Annotated in this window: 24 protein-coding genes and 1 pseudogene; 17 read left to right on the forward strand and 8 right to left on the reverse strand. The window is 67.4% G+C overall.

Features of this window, described 5'->3' with window-relative positions; genetic code table 11:
• The coding region (locus GO615_RS24130) for a type I secretion system permease/ATPase (protein ID WP_169132455.1) at nucleotides 1-2,114 on the reverse strand (2,114 nt) is incomplete at its 3' end.
• Nucleotides 2,115-2,446: 332 nt separating this feature from the next.
• On the opposite strand from GO615_RS24130, the gene GO615_RS24135 reads away from it, so the two are divergent.
• The 6 genes from GO615_RS24135 (at nucleotide 2,447) to GO615_RS24160 (ending at nucleotide 6,159) form a co-directional block, all read left to right on the forward strand.
• Nucleotides 2,447-2,812 (forward strand): PilZ domain-containing protein, encoded by a 366-nt coding sequence (locus tag GO615_RS24135; protein WP_169132433.1) that lies wholly within the window; start codon nucleotides 2,447-2,449, stop codon nucleotides 2,810-2,812.
• 70 nt (nucleotides 2,813-2,882) lie between these two features.
• Nucleotides 2,883-3,326 (forward strand): Fur family transcriptional regulator, encoded by a 444-nt coding sequence (locus tag GO615_RS24140; protein WP_169132434.1) that lies wholly within the window; start codon nucleotides 2,883-2,885, stop codon nucleotides 3,324-3,326.
• 52 nt (nucleotides 3,327-3,378) lie between these two features.
• On the forward strand, nucleotides 3,379-3,573 hold the full coding sequence (locus GO615_RS24145) for a hypothetical protein (protein ID WP_169132435.1): 195 nt from the start codon (nucleotides 3,379-3,381) through the stop codon (nucleotides 3,571-3,573).
• On the forward strand, nucleotides 3,570-4,328 hold the full coding sequence (gene aztA / locus GO615_RS24150) for a zinc ABC transporter ATP-binding protein AztA (RefSeq protein WP_169132436.1): 759 nt from the start codon (nucleotides 3,570-3,572) through the stop codon (nucleotides 4,326-4,328). Before GO615_RS24145 ends, aztA begins: the two co-directional genes overlap by 4 nt.
• Complete coding sequence (locus tag GO615_RS24155; RefSeq protein ID WP_169132437.1) at nucleotides 4,325-5,194, forward strand: metal ABC transporter permease; 870 nt, start codon at nucleotides 4,325-4,327, stop codon at nucleotides 5,192-5,194. Before aztA ends, GO615_RS24155 begins: the two co-directional genes overlap by 4 nt.
• A gap of 17 nt (nucleotides 5,195-5,211) precedes the next feature.
• The gene (locus tag GO615_RS24160; RefSeq protein WP_169132438.1) at nucleotides 5,212-6,159 is read left to right on the forward strand and encodes a metal ABC transporter substrate-binding protein; all 948 of its coding nucleotides are present in this window, start codon (nucleotides 5,212-5,214) and stop codon (nucleotides 6,157-6,159) included.
• 12 nt (nucleotides 6,160-6,171) lie between these two features.
• Here GO615_RS24160 and rhtB read toward each other — a convergent pair whose 3' ends face one another.
• From rhtB to ilvD, 6 genes are all read right to left on the reverse strand, one after another.
• Nucleotides 6,172-6,786 carry a homoserine/homoserine lactone efflux protein gene (rhtB, locus tag GO615_RS24165; RefSeq protein WP_169132439.1) on the reverse strand — a complete coding sequence of 205 codons (615 nt, stop codon included), beginning with the start codon at nucleotides 6,784-6,786 and terminating at the stop codon, nucleotides 6,172-6,174.
• Nucleotides 6,787-6,817: 31 nt separating this feature from the next.
• Nucleotides 6,818-7,624: a sulfite exporter TauE/SafE family protein gene (locus GO615_RS24170; protein ID WP_169132440.1), complete on the reverse strand. Its 807-nt coding sequence runs from the start codon at nucleotides 7,622-7,624 to the stop codon at nucleotides 6,818-6,820.
• 400 nt (nucleotides 7,625-8,024) lie between these two features.
• Entirely contained in the window at nucleotides 8,025-8,327 is a 303-nt protein-coding gene (locus GO615_RS24175; RefSeq protein WP_169132441.1) for a cell division protein ZapA, read from the reverse strand.
• Nucleotide 8,328: 1 nt separating this feature from the next.
• Nucleotides 8,329-8,523, reverse strand: a complete 195-nt coding sequence (locus GO615_RS24180) for a hypothetical protein (protein ID WP_169132442.1) — start codon at nucleotides 8,521-8,523, stop codon at nucleotides 8,329-8,331.
• A gap of 52 nt (nucleotides 8,524-8,575) precedes the next feature.
• Nucleotides 8,576-9,991, reverse strand: coding sequence for an EAL and HDOD domain-containing protein (locus tag GO615_RS24185; protein ID WP_169132443.1), 1,416 nt, complete (start codon nucleotides 9,989-9,991; stop codon nucleotides 8,576-8,578).
• Nucleotides 9,992-10,035: 44 nt separating this feature from the next.
• Nucleotides 10,036-11,886, reverse strand: a complete 1,851-nt coding sequence (ilvD, locus tag GO615_RS24190) for a dihydroxy-acid dehydratase (protein WP_169132444.1) — start codon at nucleotides 11,884-11,886, stop codon at nucleotides 10,036-10,038.
• A 136-nt stretch (nucleotides 11,887-12,022) separates the two neighbouring features.
• On the opposite strand from ilvD, the gene GO615_RS24195 reads away from it, so the two are divergent.
• The 6 genes from GO615_RS24195 to GO615_RS24220 all read left to right on the forward strand — a co-directional run bounded on the left by GO615_RS24195 (nucleotide 12,023) and on the right by GO615_RS24220 (nucleotide 19,167).
• Complete coding sequence (locus GO615_RS24195) at nucleotides 12,023-12,709, forward strand: YceH family protein (RefSeq protein WP_169132445.1); 687 nt, start codon at nucleotides 12,023-12,025, stop codon at nucleotides 12,707-12,709.
• A 19-nt stretch (nucleotides 12,710-12,728) separates the two neighbouring features.
• Complete coding sequence (lgt, locus tag GO615_RS24200; RefSeq protein ID WP_169132446.1) at nucleotides 12,729-13,529, forward strand: prolipoprotein diacylglyceryl transferase; 801 nt, start codon at nucleotides 12,729-12,731, stop codon at nucleotides 13,527-13,529.
• A 130-nt stretch (nucleotides 13,530-13,659) separates the two neighbouring features.
• Nucleotides 13,660-15,039 (forward strand): malonyl-CoA decarboxylase, encoded by a 1,380-nt coding sequence (locus tag GO615_RS24205; protein ID WP_169132447.1) that lies wholly within the window; start codon nucleotides 13,660-13,662, stop codon nucleotides 15,037-15,039.
• 21 nt (nucleotides 15,040-15,060) lie between these two features.
• A complete protein-coding gene (locus GO615_RS24210; protein WP_169132448.1) occupies nucleotides 15,061-17,514 on the forward strand; it encodes an EAL domain-containing protein in 2,454 nt (817 codons plus the stop codon).
• On the forward strand, nucleotides 17,511-18,734 hold the full coding sequence (locus tag GO615_RS24215) for a hypothetical protein (protein WP_169132449.1): 1,224 nt from the start codon (nucleotides 17,511-17,513) through the stop codon (nucleotides 18,732-18,734). The genes GO615_RS24210 and GO615_RS24215 overlap by 4 nt, the downstream gene beginning before the upstream one ends.
• A gap of 19 nt (nucleotides 18,735-18,753) precedes the next feature.
• Nucleotides 18,754-19,167, forward strand: coding sequence for a hypothetical protein (locus GO615_RS24220; protein ID WP_169132450.1), 414 nt, complete (start codon nucleotides 18,754-18,756; stop codon nucleotides 19,165-19,167).
• Nucleotides 19,168-19,204: 37 nt separating this feature from the next.
• On the opposite strand, the gene GO615_RS24225 is transcribed toward GO615_RS24220, so the two are convergent.
• The gene (locus tag GO615_RS24225) at nucleotides 19,205-19,912 is read right to left on the reverse strand and encodes a fumarylacetoacetate hydrolase family protein (RefSeq protein WP_169132451.1); all 708 of its coding nucleotides are present in this window, start codon (nucleotides 19,910-19,912) and stop codon (nucleotides 19,205-19,207) included.
• Nucleotides 19,913-20,083: 171 nt separating this feature from the next.
• On the opposite strand from GO615_RS24225, the gene GO615_RS24230 reads away from it, so the two are divergent.
• From GO615_RS24230 to GO615_RS24245, 5 genes and pseudogenes are all read left to right on the forward strand, one after another.
• Nucleotides 20,084-20,287, forward strand: coding sequence for a hemin uptake protein HemP (locus GO615_RS24230; protein ID WP_169132452.1), 204 nt, complete (start codon nucleotides 20,084-20,086; stop codon nucleotides 20,285-20,287).
• A gap of 43 nt (nucleotides 20,288-20,330) precedes the next feature.
• Nucleotides 20,331-20,567, forward strand: coding sequence for a (2Fe-2S)-binding protein (locus tag GO615_RS24235; protein ID WP_169132453.1), 237 nt, complete (start codon nucleotides 20,331-20,333; stop codon nucleotides 20,565-20,567).
• Nucleotides 20,564-21,040 (forward strand): bacterioferritin, encoded by a 477-nt coding sequence (bfr, locus tag GO615_RS24240; protein WP_169132454.1) that lies wholly within the window; start codon nucleotides 20,564-20,566, stop codon nucleotides 21,038-21,040. Before GO615_RS24235 ends, bfr begins: the two co-directional genes overlap by 4 nt.
• A 111-nt stretch (nucleotides 21,041-21,151) precedes the next feature.
• Nucleotides 21,152-21,277 carry a hypothetical protein gene (locus GO615_RS29255; protein ID WP_281358750.1) on the forward strand — a complete coding sequence of 42 codons (126 nt, stop codon included), beginning with the start codon at nucleotides 21,152-21,154 and terminating at the stop codon, nucleotides 21,275-21,277.
• A gap of 130 nt (nucleotides 21,278-21,407) precedes the next feature.
• A pseudogene (locus GO615_RS24245) lies at nucleotides 21,408-21,803 on the forward strand (energy transducer TonB); the annotation flags it as partial.

The following is a 21,803-nucleotide window of genomic DNA, read 5'->3' on the forward strand; positions in this document are numbered from 1 at the left end:
CTCCCGACCCGCCCCTGGCGCAGGGCATCGACGACCTGATCCTTGGGGCCGTCGGCGACGATCCGCCCGCCGTCGATGACGATGATGCGCTCGACCAGCTCCAGCAGGGAGGTTCGGTGGGTGACGACGATCATCGTCCGCCCCTGCGCAAAGCCGCGCAGACGACGCTTGAGCTCCTCCTCGCTGGTGAAGTCCATCGACGCAGTCGGCTCGTCCAGCAGCAGCATCGGCGGCTGGTGGATCACCGCCCGCGCGATCGCCACGCACTGGCGCTGCCCGCCGGAGAGCGAGGCGCCGCGCTCGCCGACCTGCATGTCGAACCCCTGCGGATGGGTGTTGGCGAATTCCGTGACGCCCGCGGTCTCCGCCGCGCGCAAGACGTCGGCATCGTCCGCGAGCGGGCTGGCCAGCGTGATGTTCTCGCGCAGCGTGCCGTAGAACAGGGTCACGTCCTGCGGCACGTAGCCGATGTGGCGGCGCAATTCGGCCGGATCGAGCTGGCGCTGGTCGATGCCGTCGATCAGGATCGCGCCGGAAGTCGGACGGTACAGCCCGAGGATGAGCTTTTCCAGCGTCGTCTTGCCCGAACCGACGCGACCGATGATGCCCACGTGCTCACCCGCACGGATGCGCAGCGAGATGTCGGACAGGGCCGGGTTTTCCTGGCCGGGATACTGGAAACCGACGTTGCGGAATTCGATCTCGCCGCTGAAGCTCTTGCGACTGATGAAGCTGGTGTCGTCCGGGCGCTCCACCTCCTGGTTCATCAGCTTGTCGAGGGAGCTCAGCGCGGTCGACGCGTTGTGGTACTGGACGAGCAGGCCTGCAACCTGGCCGATCGGCGCCATCGCGCGCGACGACAGCATGTAGCACGCGATCAGGCCACCCATGCTGAGCTCGCTGTCGCGTATCAAATAGACGCCGAGGATGATGATCGCGACGCTGACCGCCTGCTGCACCCACGCGGCGCCATTCATCGCGCTCGACGACAGCAGGCGCAATTGGGTGCCGACGCGCGCCAACAGGGCCGCGCTCTTCTCCCACTTGCGCTGAATCGGCCCTTCTGCGCACACCGCCTTCACCGTCTCCATTGCCACGAGCCCTTCGACCAGGGTCGCGTTGCGCTGCGCGCCCGCGCGGTAGGTCGTCTCCGCAAGCTCGTGCATGCGCCCCTGCACGGTCATCGCGTACACGAGCAGGAGGACGACGCCGACGAGGAATGGCAGCATCAGCGGCCAGGCGATCCAGCCGATGACGAGCAGGAAGACCAGCGCGAATGGCACGTCGATGAAGGCCACCACGGTGGCGGAGCTGATGAAGTCACGGACCGACTCGAAGGCCCGCAGGTTGGCGGCGAAGGAGCCGGCCGACTCGGGCCGCTGCTCCATGCGCAGTCCGAGCACACGCTCCATGATCGCGGCCGACAGCTTCACGTCGGCACGACTGCTCGCGAGGTCGACGAAGTAGCCGCGCATCGTGCGCAGGATGAGATCGCCGGCGAGCACGATGAGCACGCCGAGGCCGAGGACCCACAGGGTCTCGATCGCGTGGTTCGGAACCACCCTGTCGTACACGTTCATCACGAACAAGGGCATCGCGATGGCGAACAGGTTGATCATGAACGCCGCCAGCAGCACGTCGCGGTACAGTGGCCCGTTCTCCGCGATCACCCCCCAGAACCAGTGCTGGCGCCTGACCGGCTTCACCTCCGGCGTGCGCGCGTCGAAGCGGAACGTCGGACGGGCGTAGATCGCATGCCCCTCGTGCCGCGCGGCGAGCTCCGCGCGCGACATCTCCACCGCGGCTTCGCCCAGTTCGGGGAACACCACCCGGGCACGCTCGCCGTCCTCGCTCCAACCGAGCAGCAGGCACGCTTTCTCGCCCTTGAGCAGGAGCACGGCGGGCAGCAGAGAAGGGTTCAGCTTTTCGGGCGCGCAGCGAACAAGCTTGGTGCTCAGCCCGGCACGCCTCGCAGCACGTGCGAACAACGCTGGATTGAGCCTCCCGTCTTCCAGCGGGAGCCCGGCCAGCGCGGCATCCCGCGTCGTCGCCGCGCCGTGCGCCCTGGCGATCAGCAGGAGACAATCGAGCAGCGCATCGGCGTCCGCATGCATCTCTTTCGCATCGCTTTCCGCGCGTGCGAACACGCCATTGAGTTCAAACACTTCTGCCACGCAATTTCCCGCCCTGTGATCACGACGCCCCGCACCGGGTCACGCCGGCAATTTTCTGTGCAAGCGTAACAAGATGCTTCATTCGGGTAAATTCTCCCACCTCCCCGGAATCCGGTACGTGACAGGCTGCGCAGACTTCGCACTGCGCTGCGAAATCCCGCAGCGGATCGGTCCGCCGCAGCGCATGCTTGCGAGGAGGACGACTCCGTCCCAGAATCGGGCATCGGCACTTGTCACCGTGCCCCCGTCATCCCACTTTCCAGGATCCTGCCATGGCGCAAGCGCAACGCCGGCATTTTTCCCGCATCCGTTTCAACTCCGGCGCCCGCTTGCTGGTCGGCGACCGCGAGCTTCAATGCGAAGTCAGCGATCTGTCGCTCAAGGGGGCGCTGATCCGGAGCGCCAGCGACCCGCTCCCGAGCCCCGGCGAACGCTGCCTGCTCGAGATCGCCCTCGACGACGAAGGCGCCACGATCCGCATGGAGGGCGACGTCGCGCACACCGCGAACGGCTGCATCGGGATGGCGTGCCGCGAGATCGACCTGGACAGCGTCACCCACCTGCGCCGGCTGCTCGAACTCAATCTCGGCGACGCGGAGCTGCTGCAGCGCGAGCTCGGCGCACTGCAGGAAAGCTGAGCGGCGCATCGGCGGCTCGCCGACGGCTAATGCTACAATGTTGCATTAGCCAACCCGTTCTCCGCCCGCGATGCCCAGCCCGGACGTTTCCCCTGCCGCCCATCTGATCGCCGCCAGCGGCGGCCGCGTCACGCGCACGCGCATCGCCGTGCTCGAGATCCTGCAGGACAGTCCGCGTTCCCTGAACCACGACGACATCGCCGCACAGCTCGCCGCGGACGGCATGCCACACGACCGCGTGACGCTGTACCGCACGCTCGACTGGCTCGTCGAGCAGGGGCTCGCGCATCGCGTCATCGGCCCCGACCGCGCGCGCCGCTTCAAGGCGGGCGGCGAGACGCGCAGCCAACACGCGCACTTTCACTGCGACCGCTGCGGGCACGTGCTGTGCCTCGAATCGATCCGCCCCGAAGAACAATTCACGCTGCCCGCCGGATTCGAGCCGGACCGCGCCGAACTGGTGTTCCACGGCACCTGTGCCGACTGCGGACGCCAGCGCGGGGCGAAGGCCTGAGCCCAACAGGCCTTCGCCCCTCAAGACAACAATGCCCCGACAAGAAGAGAACATGTCCTCCCCATCGAGCAGCGCGCTGGCGCATGCGCATCACCATCATGAGCACGACGGCGACCACGCGCACGGCGCCGCACCGACCGCCGCATTCCCCGGCACCGCGCTGCAGCTCGGCGTGGGCGCGCGCATCACCCTGGCGGCCGCTGCCGCGGCCGTGCTGTGGCTCACCGTAGGATGGGCGCTCGCATGAACCCGCGTGACACCATCCTCGAACTCGACAACCTGACCCTCGGCTACGACCGCCACCCGGCCATCCACCACCTCCGCTGCCGCGTTGCCCGCGGCGCGCTGGTCGCGATCGTCGGCCCCAACGGCGCCGGGAAGTCCACCCTCTTCAAGGCACTGACCGGCGAACTGAAGCCCCTGCAGGGACAGTTCCTCGTGCACGCGGGCAAGGAAGGCATCGCCTACCTGCCGCAACAGAGCGAACTCGATCGCAGCTTTCCGGTGTCCGTGTTCGACATGGTGGCGATGGGACTGTGGCGCGAGATCGGCCCCTTCCGCGGCCTTGGGCGCAGCCAGGCGGAACGCGTACGCGCAGCGCTCGCCGCGGTGGGGCTGTCCGGCTTCGAGGCGCGGCAGATCGGCACGCTGTCGGGCGGCCAGCTGCAGCGCGCACGCTTTGCGCGGATGATGCTGCAGGACGCCAACCTCCTGCTGCTCGACGAGCCCTTCAACGCCATCGACGCACGCACGATCGAGGATCTCATCGCGCTGATCCTGCAGTGGCATTCCGAAGGGCGGACCATCCTCGCCGTCCTGCATGATCTCACGCTGGTGCGGCAGCACTTCCCCGAAACCCTGCTGCTGGCGCGCGAATGCCTCGGCTTCGGCCCGACCGGCGAGATCCTCACCCCCGAACGCCTCGCCACCGCTCGCCGCCTCGCCGGCGAGTTCGACGCCACCGCTCCGGTGTGCCACCGCCCGGAAGCGGAGGCCGCATGATCGCGGAAATCCTGTTCAGCCCCTTCGCCGATTTCGAATTCATGCGCCGCGCGCTCGCGGGCTGCCTCGCGCTCGCACTGGGCGCGACGCCCGTCGGCGTGTTCCTGCTGCTGCGGCGCATGAGCCTGATGGGCGACGCGATGGCGCACGCGATCCTGCCCGGCGCGGCGCTCGGCTACCTCGCCTTCGGCCTGTCGCTGGGGGCGATGACGGTCGGCGGCATCATCGCCGGCATCGTCGTCGCGCTCGCGGCGGGACTTGTCGCGCGCTCCTCTATCCTGAAGGAGGACGCCAGCCTCGCCGCCTTCTACCTGCTATCCATCGCCACCGGCGTGATGATCGTGTCGCTGCGCGGACGCAACCTCGACCTGCTGCACGTGCTGTTCGGCTCGGTGCTGGCGCTCGACGACGCCTCGCTGCTGCTCATCAGCGCGATCACCACGACGACCCTCGTCGCGCTCGCGCTGCTGTACCGCCCGCTGGTGCTCGAATGCTTCGATGCCGCCTTCCTGCGCGGCGTCAGCGCAGCCAGCCCGATCGCGCACTACGGCTTCCTCGTGCTCGTGGTGCTGAACCTCGTCGCCGGTTTCCACGCGCTGGGCACGTTGATGGCGGTCGGCATCATGATCCTGCCTTCGGCCGCGGCGCGCCTGTGGGTCAAGCGCCTGCCCACGATGCTCGGCCTCGCCGTCGTCATCGCCTTCGCCAGCGGCATCGGCGGGCTACTCGCCTCCTTTCACGCCGACGTACCGGCCGGCCCGGCCATTATCCTCGTGACCGGCATCGTGTACGTGATTTCGCTCATCCTCGCCCCCGGCGGCATGCTGGGCGCACGCCTCGACCGCCGCCCCCACCTCGAATCCTGACCTTCCGCACGCCGCCCATGCGCCACCTCCTGCAGCGCCTGCTTGTCCCCCTCGTTGCGTCACTCCTCGTACTGTTCGGCATCGCAGCCCTCCCCGCCCAGGCAGCCCCCCTCGAGGTGGTCACGAGCTTCAGCATCGTCGGCGATTTCATCCGCCAGGTCGGAGGAGATCGGGTCAAGGTCACGACGCTCGTCGCTGCGGACCAGGACGCGCACAACTTCCAGCCACGCCCCTCCGACGCCCGCCGCATCGGCGCCGCGCAACTGGTGGTCGTCAGCGGCCTCGGCTTCGACCCCTGGCTCGAACGGCTCGCCCAGACCGCCGGCTACAAGGGCCCCCTCCTCGTCGCCAGCCAGGGCGTGGAGCCCATCGCAGCCGACGACGGGCACGACGACGCGCACGGTCACGGCAAGGGGTCCCACCAGGACGCCGTCGATCCCCATGCATGGCAGGATGTCGCGCGTGCGCAGCGCTATGTCGCCAACATTGCCGACGCCCTCGCACAGGCCGACCCACCCAACGCCAAGGCTTACCGGGACAACGCCATCCGCTATGCGGCGGAACTGAAGGCGCTGGATGCGGAAATCCGCAGCGCCCTTTTCGCGGTCCCCGCCGAGCGGCGCAAGGTCGTCAGCGCCCACGATGCCTTCGGCTACTTCGCCCACGCCTACGGCGTACGCTTCCTCGCCCCGGCGGGCATCAGCAACCAGTCGGAACCCTCGGCGGCCGGCGTCGCCCAGCTCATCCGCCAGCTCCGGCGCGAGAAGGTGCCCGCCGTCTTCGTCGAGAGCGTCAGCGACCCGCGACTGATCGAGCGCATCCGCAAGGAGAGCGGCGCGCGCCTCGGCGGAACGCTGTACTCGGATGCGCTGTCGGCAGCCGACGGACCGGCGCCGACCTACGTGGCGATGATGCGCCACAACCTGCGCACGCTGCTGGACGGGATGACTCCCGGCAGCAGGTAATCAGGCTAGTGCTCAGCGCGACGATGCGGCGAGCAGCGAACCCGCCGCAACGAACATCCCGCCGAACACGCGGTTCTGCGCCTTCATCATGCGCGGGCTGCTCAGCCAGCGCCGGCAGCGTCCGGCGAGCAGCGCATAGCAGGACATCACCACCATGTCGGTGCCGACCATCGTCGCCGCGATGATGAAGAACTGCGGCCACTGCGGCAGCTGCGGATCGATGAACTGCGGCACCAGCGCGACCATGAAGACGATTGCCTTGGGGTTGGTGAGATTCACGAGCAGCCCCTGCAGGAACATGCCGCGGGCCTCGCGCGCCTCGGCGCCGTCGTCGAGCAGCTCCGCCGGCGCGCGCCATTTGCGCACGCCCAGCCAGATCAGGTAGGCAGCCCCGGCGATCTTGACCGCCAGGAAGGCCGTCGCCGACGCCGCCAGCACCGCCCCGAGGCCGAGCACGACGATCGCAAGCTGGATCAGCAGCGCCGTCTGCAGCCCCAGGATCGCGCGCAACGCCACCGCATAACCGTGACGCAGGCCCGTCGCCATGCTCAGCACCGCGCCGGGTCCCGGCGACACGGCGATCACGACCGCCGCGGCAAGAAACGCCAGCCACATGTTCCAGCTCATTGCATCCGCTCCATGGTTTCCACGTCGCCGTTCAGAAGAACAGCGCGTGCAACATCTTCGCCGACAGCAGCATCAGCACGCCGGCGAAGATCTTCTTCAACACCGCGACCGGCAGCCGGTGCGCGAGCCGTGCGCCCAGCGGCGCGGTCCAGGTGCTCACGACGCTGATCAGCACCAGCGCCGGAAGGTAGATGAAACCGAGGCTGTATGCGGGCATTCCCGTGCTGCCCCAGCCGTTTACCAGATAGCCGACCGTGCCCGCCAGCGCAATCGGGAGACCGATTGCCGCCGAGGTGCCGATCGCGTGATGCACCTTCACGTTGCACCAGGTCATGAAGGGCACCGACAGGGAACCGCCGCCGATCGCCACCAGCGCGGAAATTCCGCCGATGCCGGCCCCCACCGCGCTCATCCCGACCGGCCCCGGCAGCTCGCGCGAGGGCTTGGGCTTGACGTTGGCGAGCATCTGCAACGACACGTAGGCCATGAAGCAGGCAAAGAAGATCGCCAGCGGCTTGGACTCGATCCGCGAGGCGACGAAGGTCGCCGCGAAGGTGCCGGCGAGGATCCCCGGCGCGATGAAGCGCACGATGTCCCAGCGCACCGCGCCGTGCCTGTGGTGCGCGCGCAGGCTGGCGATGGAGGTCATCACGATCGCCGCCATCGAGGTGCCGAGCGCCAGATGCACGACATTGTCCCGCGGCATCCCCTGCGCGACGAACAGCGAAGCCAGGACCGGCACCATGATGCCCCCGCCGCCCACCCCCAGCAGGCCGGCGAAGAATCCCACGAAGGCGCCCAGCGCGAGGTAGCTCAGCCACCACACATCGAATTCCATTAGTTCCCTTTCACAAGCTGCGCGGAATCCGCTCCGCGGCGTCCCGGCCCCTGAACAAGCCGGCACTGAAACAAGCCTGTTCGCCCTGAACCCTTCGACTTCGCTCAGGACAGGATTGTCGCAGGGCACTGCTCGACAAACAAAAGCAAAAAAGAGGCGCGGATCGAAATCCGCGCCTCTCTCGTTTGGCCCCCGCAGTGTCGCCTCCGCCGGCATCCTGAACCTGGGGTTCAGGGAGGTCGCTTTCCTTCCGCATCAGGCTCACCCGGCTAGGGGCGTGCACACCTGCGGTGTCCATGGTCCGCGACCAAGTCTCTCGACATTGGTCCAAGGAATCTACGACTTCGACGACACAGCGGGGATTGACCTTACATACGCGCCAACCCGCGCTAACTACCTGTTAGAAAAGCTTTTCCTGCTGCGCGATGACTCCATCGAGCCGCGCATTCACGAGACCGATTCTACGCTTTGCGGCCTGCATGTCAAACCCGCCGGAGCGCTGAAACTGCAAAAATTCGTGCGCGATATTCAGCGCGGTCATGACAGCCAGCTTCTCGCCGGACGCATTGGTGCGCGCCGCAAGGCTGTTGAGTTTTTCCTCGAGGAAGGCGACGGCCGCGATCAGCCCTTCGCGGTCCTCCGGCCGGCAGGCGACGGAATAGGTCTTCCCGAGCAGGGAGATGTCGAGGGTGTCGGTGGCCATGTCAGGATTCCGGCAACTGCGCGAGCAGGGCTTCGAGCTTTTCCGTTGCGAGCCGGACCTTGTCCGCCAGCACACGGTTTTCCGCCTCCAGGCACACGACGCGCGTGCGCAGCTCGCGCCCTTCCGCGCGGCACGATTCGAGCAGGCCGACGATCTGTTCGACCTGATTCTCGAGCTTGTTCAGTTCTGCGTCCATCGGCGGGATGGTAGAGGCCGACCGCGGGACGGTCAAGGCAAAAGGTATGCGATCAGGCTTCGGCCGAATGCACCCAGTCGAGCGCCTCGAACTGCAGCCGGTTCAGTTCGCCGACATCGATGCCCAACACATCGGCAAACGACGTCACGCGCTGTGCATCGCCGCGCTCGAATGCGAGCACCAGCTCGAGGTAAGGCGCCATCGGCCCGCGCTGGTGCAACAGCGCATCCTGCATCGCATCGGGCAACTTCAGGGGCCTGATCGCGTCCTCCAGCGGCACCTTCAGCGCGACGTCGAGCAGCGAGAACAGCCCCAGCACGAAGAGCTGGGCGGCCGGATCGCGTTCGCCGCGCAGCCCGCCCAGGAGTTCGAGCATGCGGCCGCGCACGAGCGCATCCTCCATCACCACCGCGGCGCCCGGCGCGCTGCGCGCACTACCCAGCAGCATCATCGACACCCAGCGCTGCAGCGGCTGTTGACCGAGCACGAGGATGGCCTGCTCGACCGAGCTGATGTGGTGGTTCAGCCCCCACGCGGCGGCATTCACGTAACGGAGCAGGCGATACGCCAGCGCGAGGTCGTGCTTGAGAATGACGGCGATCTCCTGCGTATCGACGCCGCTGCGCAGGCGCTGCAGCAGGGACGCAAGGCGCATGCCGTGCGGCGACAGGGAGTTTCCCTTCCAGTCCTCGCGACGCGTCACGAATCCGCCGGAGAACGCCGCGCAGCCGAGCCTGGCCGCGAGTTCGAACTCGTCCGGCGTGCCCACCTCCCAGGCCCACACGGGCAGATCGGCACGCCGCTGCCGCACCGCACGAATGTAAAGACCGAGGTCCTCGGGGAGGCAGAATCCCATGCGGAACAGCGCCGCATCGGCCTGCGGCAATACGCTGTCGAGCCACGGCCCGGGTTCGCCGTGATCGATCACGATGTGCACCCCGGCCTCGCGCAGGCGGGCGGCGCACGCCAGCGTTTCGGCAGAAGCTGCGCGCACGGGCAATTCGGGGCGCACCAGCAGGGTCGCATCGAGCCCCTGCAGCCGCGCCAGCGCAGGATGCGCGAGGAATCCCTCCCACACCCTCAGGCACAGCCGGCGGGCCTTCAGCGCCGCACCGTGTCCATAGCGGTCGATCTGCTCGACCAGCAGGCCATCCATGAAATCGCGCGCGCGACGCCCGGTGGCGCGGACGCGCCCGGCGACGTCTTCGCGCAGTTCGAAGGCGTAGCCGGTGAGGTTCTGCCCGCGGTCGAGTACCTCGCTGCGACACAGCAGCGACAGCGAGGCGTCCACGCTGCGGAGTTCCTCGTCGATGGCGGGCGGAACGCCGTGCACGGCCGCCGGGGGCGGAGGCTCGGGTGGGACTGCGGGCGGCGGCAGCTGCGGCTCGCGCGGCGAAGGGGGAATGGCCGGCGAAAACGCCGGCCGGGCGGGCTCGCTACCGAAGAGGCGCTTCAGCCAGCCCAACATGTCAGTGCCTGCCGCCGTCGCCAGCCGCGCGCCGGGTCATCGCGTCAGCGCTGCACCTGGGTGACGTCGCGCACGGCGCCGGTATCGGCGCTGGTCGTGAGCGCCGCATAGGCCTGCAGCGCCGCCGACACGACACGCTGCCGATTGGCCGGCTTCCATGCCTGGCTACCCTTCGCCTCCATCGCGGCACGGCGCCGGGCGAGCTCCTCGTCGCTCACCGCGAGGCGGATGCTGCGGTTGGGGATGTCGATCTCGATCGTGTCGTCCTCTTCCACGAGGGCGATCGCTCCGCCACACGCCGCTTCGGGCGACGCGTGGCCGATCGACAGGCCCGAGGTGCCGCCCGAGAAGCGGCCATCGGTGAGGAGCGCACACTCCTTGCCCAGCCCCTTGGATTTCAGGTAGCTGGTCGGGTACAGCATCTCCTGCATGCCGGGGCCGCCCTTGGGCCCTTCGTAGCGGATGATCACGACGTCGCCGGCCCCGACCTTGTCGCCGAGGATGCCTTCGACCGCGGCTTCCTGGCTCTCGAACACGCGCGCCTTGCCGGTGAATTTCCAGATCGACTCGTCGACACCGGCCGTCTTCACGATGCAGCCCTTCTCGGCAATGTTGCCGTACAGCACGGCGAGGCCGCCGTCTTGCGTGAAGGCGTTGGCGCGGTCGCGGATGATGCCCTTGGAGCGGTCCATGTCGAGCTCGTTCCAGCGGCGGTTCTGCGAGAAGGCGACCTGGGTCGGCACGCCGCCCGGCGCAGCCTTGTAGAACTCGAACACGGCGTTGTCGTGCGCCTGCATGATGTCCCAGCGCGCAATCGCTTCGCCCAGGGTCTTGCTATGCACGGTCGGCACTTCGGCGTGCAGCAGCCCGGCGCGGTTGAGCTCGCCGAGGATGCCCATGATGCCGCCGGCGCGATGCACGTCCTCGATATGCACGTCGGCCACCGCGGGCGCGACCTTGCACAGGCAGGGCACTTTGCGCGAGACGCGATCGATGTCGGCCATCGTGAAATCGACCTGCGCCTCGCGGGCGGCGGCCAGCAGGTGCAGCACGGTGTTCGTGGAGCCGCCCATCGCGACGTCGAGGCTGATCGCGTTCTCGAAGGCCTTGAAGCTCGCGATCGAGCGCGGCAGGACCGCCGCGTCGTCCTGCTCGTACCAGCGGCGCGCCATGTCGACGATGGTGCGGCCGGCCTTGCGGAAGAGCTGTTCGCGGTCGGCGTGGGTCGCGAGCACGGTGCCGTTGCCTGGCAGCGACAGGCCCAGCGCCTCGGTGAGGCAGTTCATCGAGTTGGCGGTGAACATGCCGGAGCACGAACCGCAGGTCGGACAGGCGGAGCGCTCGACGGCGTCGACCTCTTCGTCCGAGCAGTGGCTGTCGGCGGCCTTGACCATCGCATCGACGAGGTCGAGCGAGATGACCTTGGCTTCCCACTTGACCTTGCCGGCCTCCATCGGCCCGCCGGAGACGAAGATCGCAGGGATGTTGAGGCGCAGCGCGGCCATCAGCATGCCCGGGGTGATCTTGTCGCAGTTGGAGATGCACACCATCGCATCGGCGGTGTGCGCATTCACCATGTATTCGACACTGTCGGCGATCAGCTCGCGTGAGGGCAGCGAATACAGCATGCCACCGTGGCCCATCGCGATGCCGTCATCGACGGCGATGGTGTTGAACTCCTTGGCGACGCCGCCCGCGGCTTCGATCTCGCGCGCGACGAGCTGGCCGAGGTCCTTGAGGTGCACGTGCCCCGGCACGAACTGCGTGAAGCTGTTGACGACGGCGATGATCGGCTTTTCGAAGTCGCCGTCCTTCATGCCGGTGGCGCGCCACAATGCGCGGGCGCCCGCCATGTTGCGGCCGGCGGTGGAGGTACGGGAACGGTATTGGGGCATGGTGTCCTCGGCTCAGGGTTCGGGCGCACGCTGCATCGGCAGTGCGTCACGCGGAAGCAAGTCTTGGAATTCTAACCGAAGGCAAACGGCGCTCGGCTATCATTGCCCACCCGAGCTCCCGACACCAACGATAACCATGACCGAGCAAAGCGCCCCCGACTCCGCCACCGACGGCTTCGACCTCGATCCGATAGAGACCCGCGTGCTGGGCGTGCTGATCGAAAAAGCCTTCGTGACGCCGGACGCCTATCCCCTCTCGCTGAACGGCATCGTCACCGGCTGCAACCAGCTGACGGGGCGCGAGCCCGTGATGAGCCTGTCGGACGGCGAAGTGCAGAGCGCGGTCGACAGCCTGATGGCGCGCAAGCTGGTATCGCGGCGCGACCAGGCGAGCGGACGCGTATCGAAGTACGAGCACCTCGTGCGCCTGCGCCACTCCCTGCCGCCGGCCGAACAGGCCGTCCTCGCCGTGCTGCTGCTGCGCGGCGCCCAGACGGCGGGGGAGATCCGCCAGCGTGCCGAACGCATGCACCGCTTCGACGACATCGCTGCAGTCGAGGCGGTCCTGGAGCATCTCGCGGAGAAATACCCGCCGATGGCCGACGCCCTGCCGCGCGCACCGGGCACCAAGGAGACGCGCTACGCGCACCTGCTCGGTGGAAGCGTGGCCTTCGAGGCGATGGGCGAATCGCTCGCGGGTGCGCCGACGGGCGGGGCTGCGCGCGGACGCACGAGCGAACTGGAGGACGAGGTGCGGCGCCTGCGCGAGGAGCTCGACCGGCTGCGCAGCGAGTTCGACACCTTCCGCGCCCAGTTCGACTGATCCGGAGCGTGTGGAGAAGATGCTGATCCATCCGCAGTTCGACCCCGTCGCACTATCGCTCGGTCCGCTTTCCGTGCGCTGGTACGGCCTGATGTATCTCGTCGCGTTCGTGCTGTTCATGCTGCTCGGACGCGTCCACGCGCGTCGGCGCCCGGAAACTGGCTGGATGCCGCAGCAGATAGACGACCTGCTGATGTACGGCATGCTGGGGGTCGTGATCGGCGGGCGCCTGGGCGAGGTGCTGTTCTTCCAGCCCGCATACTATCTCGCCCATCCGGCCGAGATCCTCGCCGTCTGGAAGGGCGGCATGAGCTTCCACGGCGGCTTTCTCGGCGTGCTGGTGGCGATGTGGCTGTATGGCAGGCGCACAGGTAAGGGGTTCTGGAACGTCACGGATTTCATCGCGCCGCTCGTGCCGACCGGCCTCGCCGCCGGGCGCATCGGCAACTTCATCAATGGCGAGCTGTGGGGTCGGCCGGTGGACGGCGACCTGCCCTGGGCAATGATCTACCCGTGGGTCGACAACCTGCCGCGCCATCCGTCGCAGCTGTACCAGGCGGCCGGCGAGGGCCTGCTGCTGTTCGTGCTGCTGTGGCTGTATGCGGCCAAGCCCCGCCCCGCACGGGCGGTGTCGGCGGTGTTCCTGCTCGGATACGCGGTATTGCGCTTCACGGCGGAATTCTTCCGTACCCCGGACCCCGGGATTTTCGGCATTCTCTCCATGGGGCTGTCGACGGCCCAATGGCTGTGCGTGCCGATGTTTGCCGCCGGTGCGTGGCTGCTCGCGGCGAGTCGCGAGAAAGGGGCCGGCGCCCGCTGAGAGGTGCTCGACGCCCGCGCAGACGGGCGCAGGAAAATAACCGGACGGCATGTTTGTGAAACCCGCTTCGTGCGAAAGTTCGCATGATGACATGCTCATTTCTGGCACGATGACGCAAAGGAGAGTGCAGATGGCACCCGGATTGGTATCGCGCAGTCTTTCGAAAGTCCGCGAAATCGTCGCCGGCGCAACCGGGCGCAACGGCGAGCCGACCGAGAAGCAGCTGGACCGGATCCGCCGCCAGCTGCACGAATGTGCGGAGAACCGGGGCGGCGAAGTCTCGACGCGCATCCGCGCGGCACGCCTGGCCGATACCTACCTGAAGCTCGACGACGCCGGCCGGCATGCCTTCCTGCGCATCATCGCACTCGAGTTCGGCCCCGAGCCGGCACGCATCGCCAAGGCGCACGAGGCCTACCAGGCCGCCGTCGGCACGCCGAAGCAGTGGGATGCCGAAGCCCAGCTGCGCGCCGCGATGCGCTCGTCGCGCATCCGCATCCTGACCCAGTTCAATGCGATTCCGCAGGGCGTGAAGTTTCTCGTGGACCTGCGCGCCGACCTGTTGCGCTTCCTCGATGACGACAAGGAACTCAAGTCGCTCGACCGCGAACTCGAGGCGCGACTCACCGCGTGGTTCGACGTCGGCTTCCTCGAGCTCGCACGGGTCACGTGGAACTCGCCCGCGGCGCTGCTGGAGAAGATCGTCCAGTATGAGGCCGTGCACGAGATCCGCTCATGGAAGGACCTGAAGAACCGGCTCGGCTCGGACCGCCGCTGCTACGCCTTCTTCCATCCGCGCATGCCCCAGGAGCCGCTGATCTTCGTCGAGGTCGCACTGCTCGACGCCCTCGCCGACAACGTCCAGAAGCTGCTCGACGAGAACGCGCCGGCGGCCGACACGGAACGTGCCGATACCGCCATCTTCTATTCGATCAGCGCCACCCAGGACGGGCTGCGCGGCGTGTCCTTCGGCAATTTCCTGCTCAAGCGCGTGGTCGACGACCTGCAGCGCGATTTTCCGCGCCTGAAGACCTTTGCGACGTTGTCACCGATCCCTGGCCTGGTGAAATGGGCGCAGAAGCATCCTGGGGAAGTGCGCGCCGCCTTCGGCGAGGAAGACTGGAAGCGCCTCGCCGCCGCCGGCATTGACGGGCCCGAATCCCCCCGCCTCGCCGCCATCCTGGCGGGCAAGGCGGAGTGGTCCGGCGACCTGGCGCTCGCCCGCGCATTGCGCGATCCGCTGCTCAAGGCGACCGCCGCCTACCTCCTTGAAGCCAAGCGCGACAAACTGCCGCTGGACCCCGTCGCCCGCTTCCATCTCGGCAACGGCGCCCGCGTCGAGCGGCTCAACTGGCTCGCCGACACTTCGGAGAAGGGCCTCGGACAGTCGTGGGGCGTGATGGTCAATTACCTGTACGACCCGGATCGCATCGTCGATAACGTCGAGGCCTTCGTGGACACGGGTCGCATCGACGCTGCAGCCGGTGTCCGCCGCCTCGCACGACGATAGGAAACGGGACCGGCCGCGATCGTGAAATTCTCGCTCCGCCTCAGCTCGATCCGCATGCGGCTGCTGCTCGCCAGCACCGTGGTGCAGGTCGTCCTGCTGACCCTGCTGCTCGCGAACAGCGTCCGCCTGATGAACCAGGCGACGAACGCGAGCCTCAACACGCTCGTCAACCAGAACGCCACCATGCTGCACGCGATGGCGGTGGCGTATGGCGACATGGGCGAATTCGACGCCCTGCAGGACGTGCTCGGGGAACTGCTGAGCGAGGCCGACGAAGGCCTCATCTACGTGCGCATCGTCGCGCCCGACCGGCGCGTGCTCGTCAATGCCGGCCTGCCCGAGGCGCAGGCCTTGCCCGAGGTCGACCACGCCAACGTCCGCGGTGCCGCCGGCGGCGGCGTAGTGCATGTGCGACGGCCGCTACTGCTCGAGCGCAACCAGGTCGGGATCCTGCAATTCGGCGTGTCCGTGTCGGTGCTGGCGGCGGCGCGCAAGGCGATCACCGAGCAGGGCGCGGCAATCGCGCTGGCGGAGATCCTGCTGACCTTCGGCCTGCTGTCGGGCATCGGCTACCTGCTGACCCGCAACCTGAGCCGTCTCCTCGCAGGCAGCGAGGCGATCGCTACGGGCAAGCTGGATCACCGCCTGCCCGAGAACGGCCACGACGAACTGGCCCGCCTGGCGCGGCGTTTCAACGTGATGGCGGCGAACCTGCAGGACCGCATCGGCGACCTGCAGGACTCGGCCGAGCGCCTGAAGATCAGTGAACAGCGTTACGAACTGGCGATCCAGGGGGCACACGACGGCCTGTGGGACTGGAATATCGCCGAGGGGCAGGTCTACTGCTCGCCGCGCTACTGCGAGATCGCCGGCCTCACCGCCGGGCGCCTTTACTACCGCACCGAGGAGGTCCTCACTGGCATCCACCCGGACGATGCGCCGGGCTACCGGGCGAAGATGATCGAGCACCTGAAGGGCTTCAGCACCCAGTTCAAGTGCGAATACCGGGCGCACCAGCAGGACGGCAGCTACCGCTGGGTCATGACGCGGGGGGTCGCGGTGCGCGGCAGCGACGACCGCGCCGTGCGCATGGCCGGATCGATCAGCGATGTGCACGACCACAAGCTTGCCCAGGTTCGCCTGCAGTATGACGCGCTGCACGACGGCCTCACCGGTCTGCCGAACCGCGCCCTGTTCCTGGAGCACGTGCGCAGCGCCCTCGGGCAGCAGCGCCGCATCGGCAAGCAGGATTTCGCGGTGCTGGCGATCAACCTGCAGCGCTTCCGACTGGTGAATGACAGCTTCGGACACGAGGCCGGCGATGCGCTGCTGCGCCACGTCGCGCGCATGCTCCAGGAAACGATGCGCTACGGCGACATCGCGGCGCGGGTCGGCGGCGACCAGTTCGCGTTGCTGCTAAACGGCATCGAGAACCCAACCGAGGCCCTGCGCCTCGCCGAGCCGCTGCGCGAGCGCCTTTCCAAGCCGACCAGCGTCGCCGGCCAGATCCTGTACCCGAAGTTCCGCATCGGCATGGCCTTGAGCAGCGACTACCAGGACAGCGAAAACGGCGACACGATGCTGCGCGATGCGGACAACGCCCTGCAGCGCACGCGCCAGCGCGGCGGGGACTCGGTGGCCATCTTCCATGCATCGATGCACGCGCAGGCGCTGGAAAGCCTGCAGCTCGAGGGTGACCTGCGCGATGCGCTGGCGCGCAACGAGCTGAGCGTGCATTTCCAGCCCATCGTTGCCCTCGACAACGGATCGATAGCGAGTTTCGAGGCGCTGGTGCGCTGGCGCCACCCGGTCCGGGGCATGCTGCCGCCCAACCTCTTCGTGCCGCTGGCAGAAACGCTGGGACTCATCCACGAACTCGATATGCGGGTGCTGACGCGCGCCTGCGAACGCGTCGCCCAATGGCGGGAACGTGCCTGCAGCGGAGCCACGGTACCCAGGGTCAGCGTGAATCTCTCGGCGACGCAGTTCGCGCGCCCGGACCTCGCCGGCGAGATCATCGCCGAGATCGATCGTCACGGACTACCGCGGGACATGCTGCGCTTCGAGGTCACCGAGAGCGTGCTCGCCCAGCCGGAAGGGCCCGCCGCCGAGATCCTGCAGAAGTTGCGCACGGCAGGGATGTCCGTGCTGATCGACGACTTCGGCACGGGCTACTCGGCGCTGAGCTACCTGCATACGATCCCCTGCGACCTCGTGAAACTCGACGGCTCTTTCGTGCGTTCGCTGGAAAACGACGAGCGCCTGCGCACAATCGTCGCACGCAGCATCGAGCTTGCCCACGACCTCGGGATGCGCGTGGTCGCAGAATGCATCGAGACGACGCGACAGGCCGAACTGCTGCTCGCGATGGGCTGCGACTACGGCCAGGGCTACCTGTTCGCCCGCCCGCTTGACGATGACGCTGTCGAACAACTGCTGTTCGGCCAACAGTTGGCCCAGGAGGCCAGTGCATGAGTGTGACGAGGCTGCTGCGCCGCTGCGCCGCGATGATCTTTACCGCGGTTGCCGCCGCACCCGCACATGCCGACACGGACGTGTCGCCCCACCCGCCGCGCTTCGAACTCTCGGGATTCGGCACGCTCGGTGCCGTCACCACTGACGACAAGGACGTGTGGTTCACGCGTTACGGCGTCAATTACCCGGGAGCGAAGGATCCGGATTTCAGTCCGGACAGTCTCGCCGGCATCCAGGGCAGCCTGCGCCTCACGCCCTACAACGACATCACGTTGCAAGGCCTGGTGCGTGAGGACGGCGGCGCGAGCCAGAACCCGCAACTCACGCTCGCCTTCTTCCGGCAGACGCTCGCACCCGGCCTGTCGGTGCGCGTCGGCCGCGTCCGCGTGCCCTTCTTCATGCTGTCCGATTCGCTCTACGTGAATTACGCGAATCCGTGGGTGCGGCCGCCCGTGGAAGTCTACGGGCTCAATCCGTTCAACGACCTCGACGGCATCGATTTCATCTACAACGCGCGGGTCGGCACCTTCGATATGGAGGTCCATCCCTATTACGGTGGCGGACGTATTCCGTTTTATCAGGGCAAAGCGCGCCTGAAGGAGGCGCTCGGCCTGAACCTCGGACTAAGCCGCGGCGATTTCTCGCTGCATCTGGGTCACGGCGAAGGCACCTTCACGCTCGAACGCGGCGACGCATTGTTTGCCGCGGTTTCGAACATACTGCTGCGGACCGGCCAGGGGAGGGTGATTGCCGACCTGTCGGGGACACATGGCCGCACGAGCTTCGATTCGGTCGGAGTGCAGTGGGACGACGGGAGCTGGCAGCTCGTCGGCGAGTACGCGCGGCGCAAGACCAACCGCTATGCGGCAAGCGCGCACGGTTGGTACCTCAGCCTGGGCAAGCGCTTCGGCGCGGTGATGCCGTACGTGGTGGTGGCACGCCAGACGCTGGACGAACAGTTTGCCGAGGCAAAGCTGCCTCCCGGACGCCTTGCGGCATTGTGGGACCTGTTCCTGGTGTCGCGCAACAACGCCCAGCACAGCCTCACCTTGGGCGCACGCTGGGAGCTCGCCGCCTACGCTGCGATAAAGGCCGAAGTCACGCAAACCAGGCCCGACGATGACTCTTGGGGTTCGTATGCACCGCGCGTCGATGCGCAGACACCCATCGGCGGTCGCACACTGAACACCTTCAGCCTGTCGCTCGACGTTAGCTTCTGAGGGAACGCCGGTGATTCACATGCTTCGCATCTGTTTCCTCGCCTTCTCTCTGCTGATCGCACCCGGTGTGCTCGCGCAGGTCGTCATCGTCGCGGGCGCGCGCAGCCCACTACCCGAACTCACTCTCGATCAGGCCGAACAGTTCTACCTCGGTCGCGCACACACGCTGCCCGACGGCAGCGTCGTGACGCTCGCGGACCTGCCCCCGGGCTCGATCCGCGACCAGTTCTACCAGCAGCTCACCCGCAAGAACCCGAGCCAGATTCGCGCCCACTGGTCGCGCATGGTGTTCACCGGCCGCGCGCTCCCCCCCCAGCAGGCGGAGAGCATGGCCCAGTTGCGGCAATGGCTGGCGTCGCAGCCCAATCTCATCGGCTACATGCCCGCCGCCGACGCGGACGGGCGAGTGAAGGTGCTGTTGCGCCTGCCCTGACCCTCCCGTCTGGGTGCCCCGACTCCGGGGCTCTTGCTCAGAGCGGCGCAACGACCTCGAGCGCAAGCTCGCCGACACCGGCGACGACGCCGTGCAGGCGGTCGCCGACGACGACCGGCCCGACGCCTTCCGGTGTTCCGGTAAAAATCAGGTCGCCCGCCTCCAGCCGGTAGTAGCGCGAGAAGAAGGCGATGATCTCGGGGATCGTCCAGATCATGTCCGACAGGTCGCCGCGCTGCCGCGTTTCGCCGTTGATGTCGAGACGGATCTCACCCGCGCCGAGGACGCGGCCCGCGGCCGGGACGATCTGCGAAATCGGTGCGGCGCAGTCGAAGGCCTTGCCACTGTCCCACGGCCGGCCGAGCGCCTTCGCTTCCGCCTGCAGGTCGCGACGCGTCATGTCCAGCCCCACGGCGTAGCCCCAGATGCAGCCGCGCGCCGCTTCGGGCGTCAGCTTGCTGCCACCTGCGCCCAGCGCGACCACCAGTTCGATCTCGTGGTGAACGTCGGCGCTGGCCGGCGGATAGGGAAACTCGCCGCAGTTGCCCGCGGCCACTGGCAGGACGGCATCGGCCGGCTTGGTGAAGAAGAACGGCACCTCGCGGGTCGGATCCCCACCCATTTCACGCGCATGCGCCGCATAGTTGCGTGCGATGCAGTAGATGCGCCGCACGGGGAACAATCCTCCCCCCGCCACGGGGACGGCGGGACGCGGGGCGGGCTCGATCACATAGGCATCGGACATCTCTCGTTTCTCCATAGTCTGCCGCGGACTTGCGTCCCGGGAACGGGCAACGGGGCATGGAACGCGCCAGGTTGGCGCGTGGCGGAAGGGGATCAGAACACAGGGGAGTTGACCCGGCAAGCGACGGATGTTGTAATGCGAATCGTTCCCATTTGCTTTATCGATCACGTCATGCAGGCACAGGACCACGCGCATTGCCCCCCTACCCGCGCCGCGGAAGCCGCGCCGCACGCCCGCGAGGCACGCCAGGCCGTCGGTGAGGTGATCCCCAGCGAACGGCTGCTCCTCGGCCAGGCCTGCGTGACGATCGACCATGACGGCACCCATTACGTGCTGCGTGCGACACGTGCGGGCAAATTGATCCTTACGAAGTAATCGGCATCCACCACCACGACAAACGGAACAACGAGGCTAGACTATGTATGTCTGCATCTGCAACGCAGTGACCGAACGCCATATCGGCGAGGCAGTCAGCGAAGGCGTCTCGACCTTGCGCGAGCTGCGGACCCGGCTTGGCGTCGCAGGTGAATGCGGGCGTTGCGCAACCTGCGCACGCGACTGCCTGCGTGCTGCGATGGCGGAACGGACGACGACCGCGAATTCGGCGAGATCCGTGTTCGCGCCCTCGTATTCCATGGCAGTGGAGGCCGTATGAAAGGCGACAAGAAAGTAATTCAATACCTCAACAAGCAGCTGACCATCGAACTCACCGCAATCAACCAGTACTTCCTGCATGCGCGCATGTACAAGAACTGGGGCCTTGGAAAACTCGGCCATCACGAGTACGAAGAGTCGATCGAGGAGATGAAGCACGCCGACAAGCTGATCGAGCGCGTGCTGTTCCTCGAGGGGCTGCCCAACCTGCAAACCCTCAACAAGCTGATGATCGGCGAGAACGTGCCGGAATGCCTGCAGGGCGACCTCAAGCTCGAGCAGGGCGGACGCGCGGAGCTGATCGAGGCGATCGCGTACTGCGAGTCCTGTAAGGACTATGTGTCGCGGGAAATCTTCGAGGAGATCCTCGAGGATACCGAGGAGCACATCGATTACCTGGAGACTCAGCTCGAGCTCGTCGACAAGGTCGGACTGCAGAACTACCTGCAGTCGCAGATGGGCGGAGCGAGCTGACGCACGTCCGTCCTTTGCGCCGGTCCGGCAGCGCCGGCGCACACAATCACCGCAAGCCAGTTCTCCCGCAGAACGAGCCAGCGCCAACGATCGAACGGAGAACTGGCAAGCATGCATACCCGGCGCCCGGGCGAATTGAACGCCCCCTCCCTGCGGCAAGGCCCCGCCTTCGCCGCGCACCGCCTCGCCCTGTACGTTGCGTTCGCTGCGCTGCTCATCGATCAGCTGATTCGCTGAACGCAGCGCCACGTTCCTGCCGATGGCCCCGATGCCCCACTCCCATGCCCTGCCTTCGGCTTCGTTTGCGCCGCCGCGCTGCGCCTCCGGGCGCCGGCCGCTGAGCTTTGCCCCGCCCACGGACACCGTCGTGTCCGAACAGGCTCCCCGTCTGCGCCGCCGCACTCCGCGCGTCGAGCGCGCGGCGACCCTCGTGCTGGTGACGGTCGTGCATATCGCTGCGCTCGCCGGGCTGGCGCGCTTTGCTCAGCGCCCCGCCGCCGTGCCGGAGAGTCCCATTTCGGTGGCGCTGATCGAACTGCCCGCGCCTCTGCCGGTGGTCGCTCCGACACCACCGGTGCCCGTCGTTGAGCCGCCGCCAAAGCCGACCCCGCGTCCGCAGGCGCGCGCGCCGAAGCCGGCACCGAAACAGGTGACCGAAGCGCCGACGGCGATCCGCAGCGAAACGCCCGCGCCGCAAGCCACCCCCGAACCGGTACGTGAAACCGCCGCGCCGACGCCTCCGGCCCCTCCCGCGCCCGCCACC

It is taken from the genome of Aromatoleum evansii (assembly GCF_012910805.1).
GTDB lineage: Bacteria > Pseudomonadota > Gammaproteobacteria > Burkholderiales > Rhodocyclaceae > Aromatoleum > Aromatoleum evansii.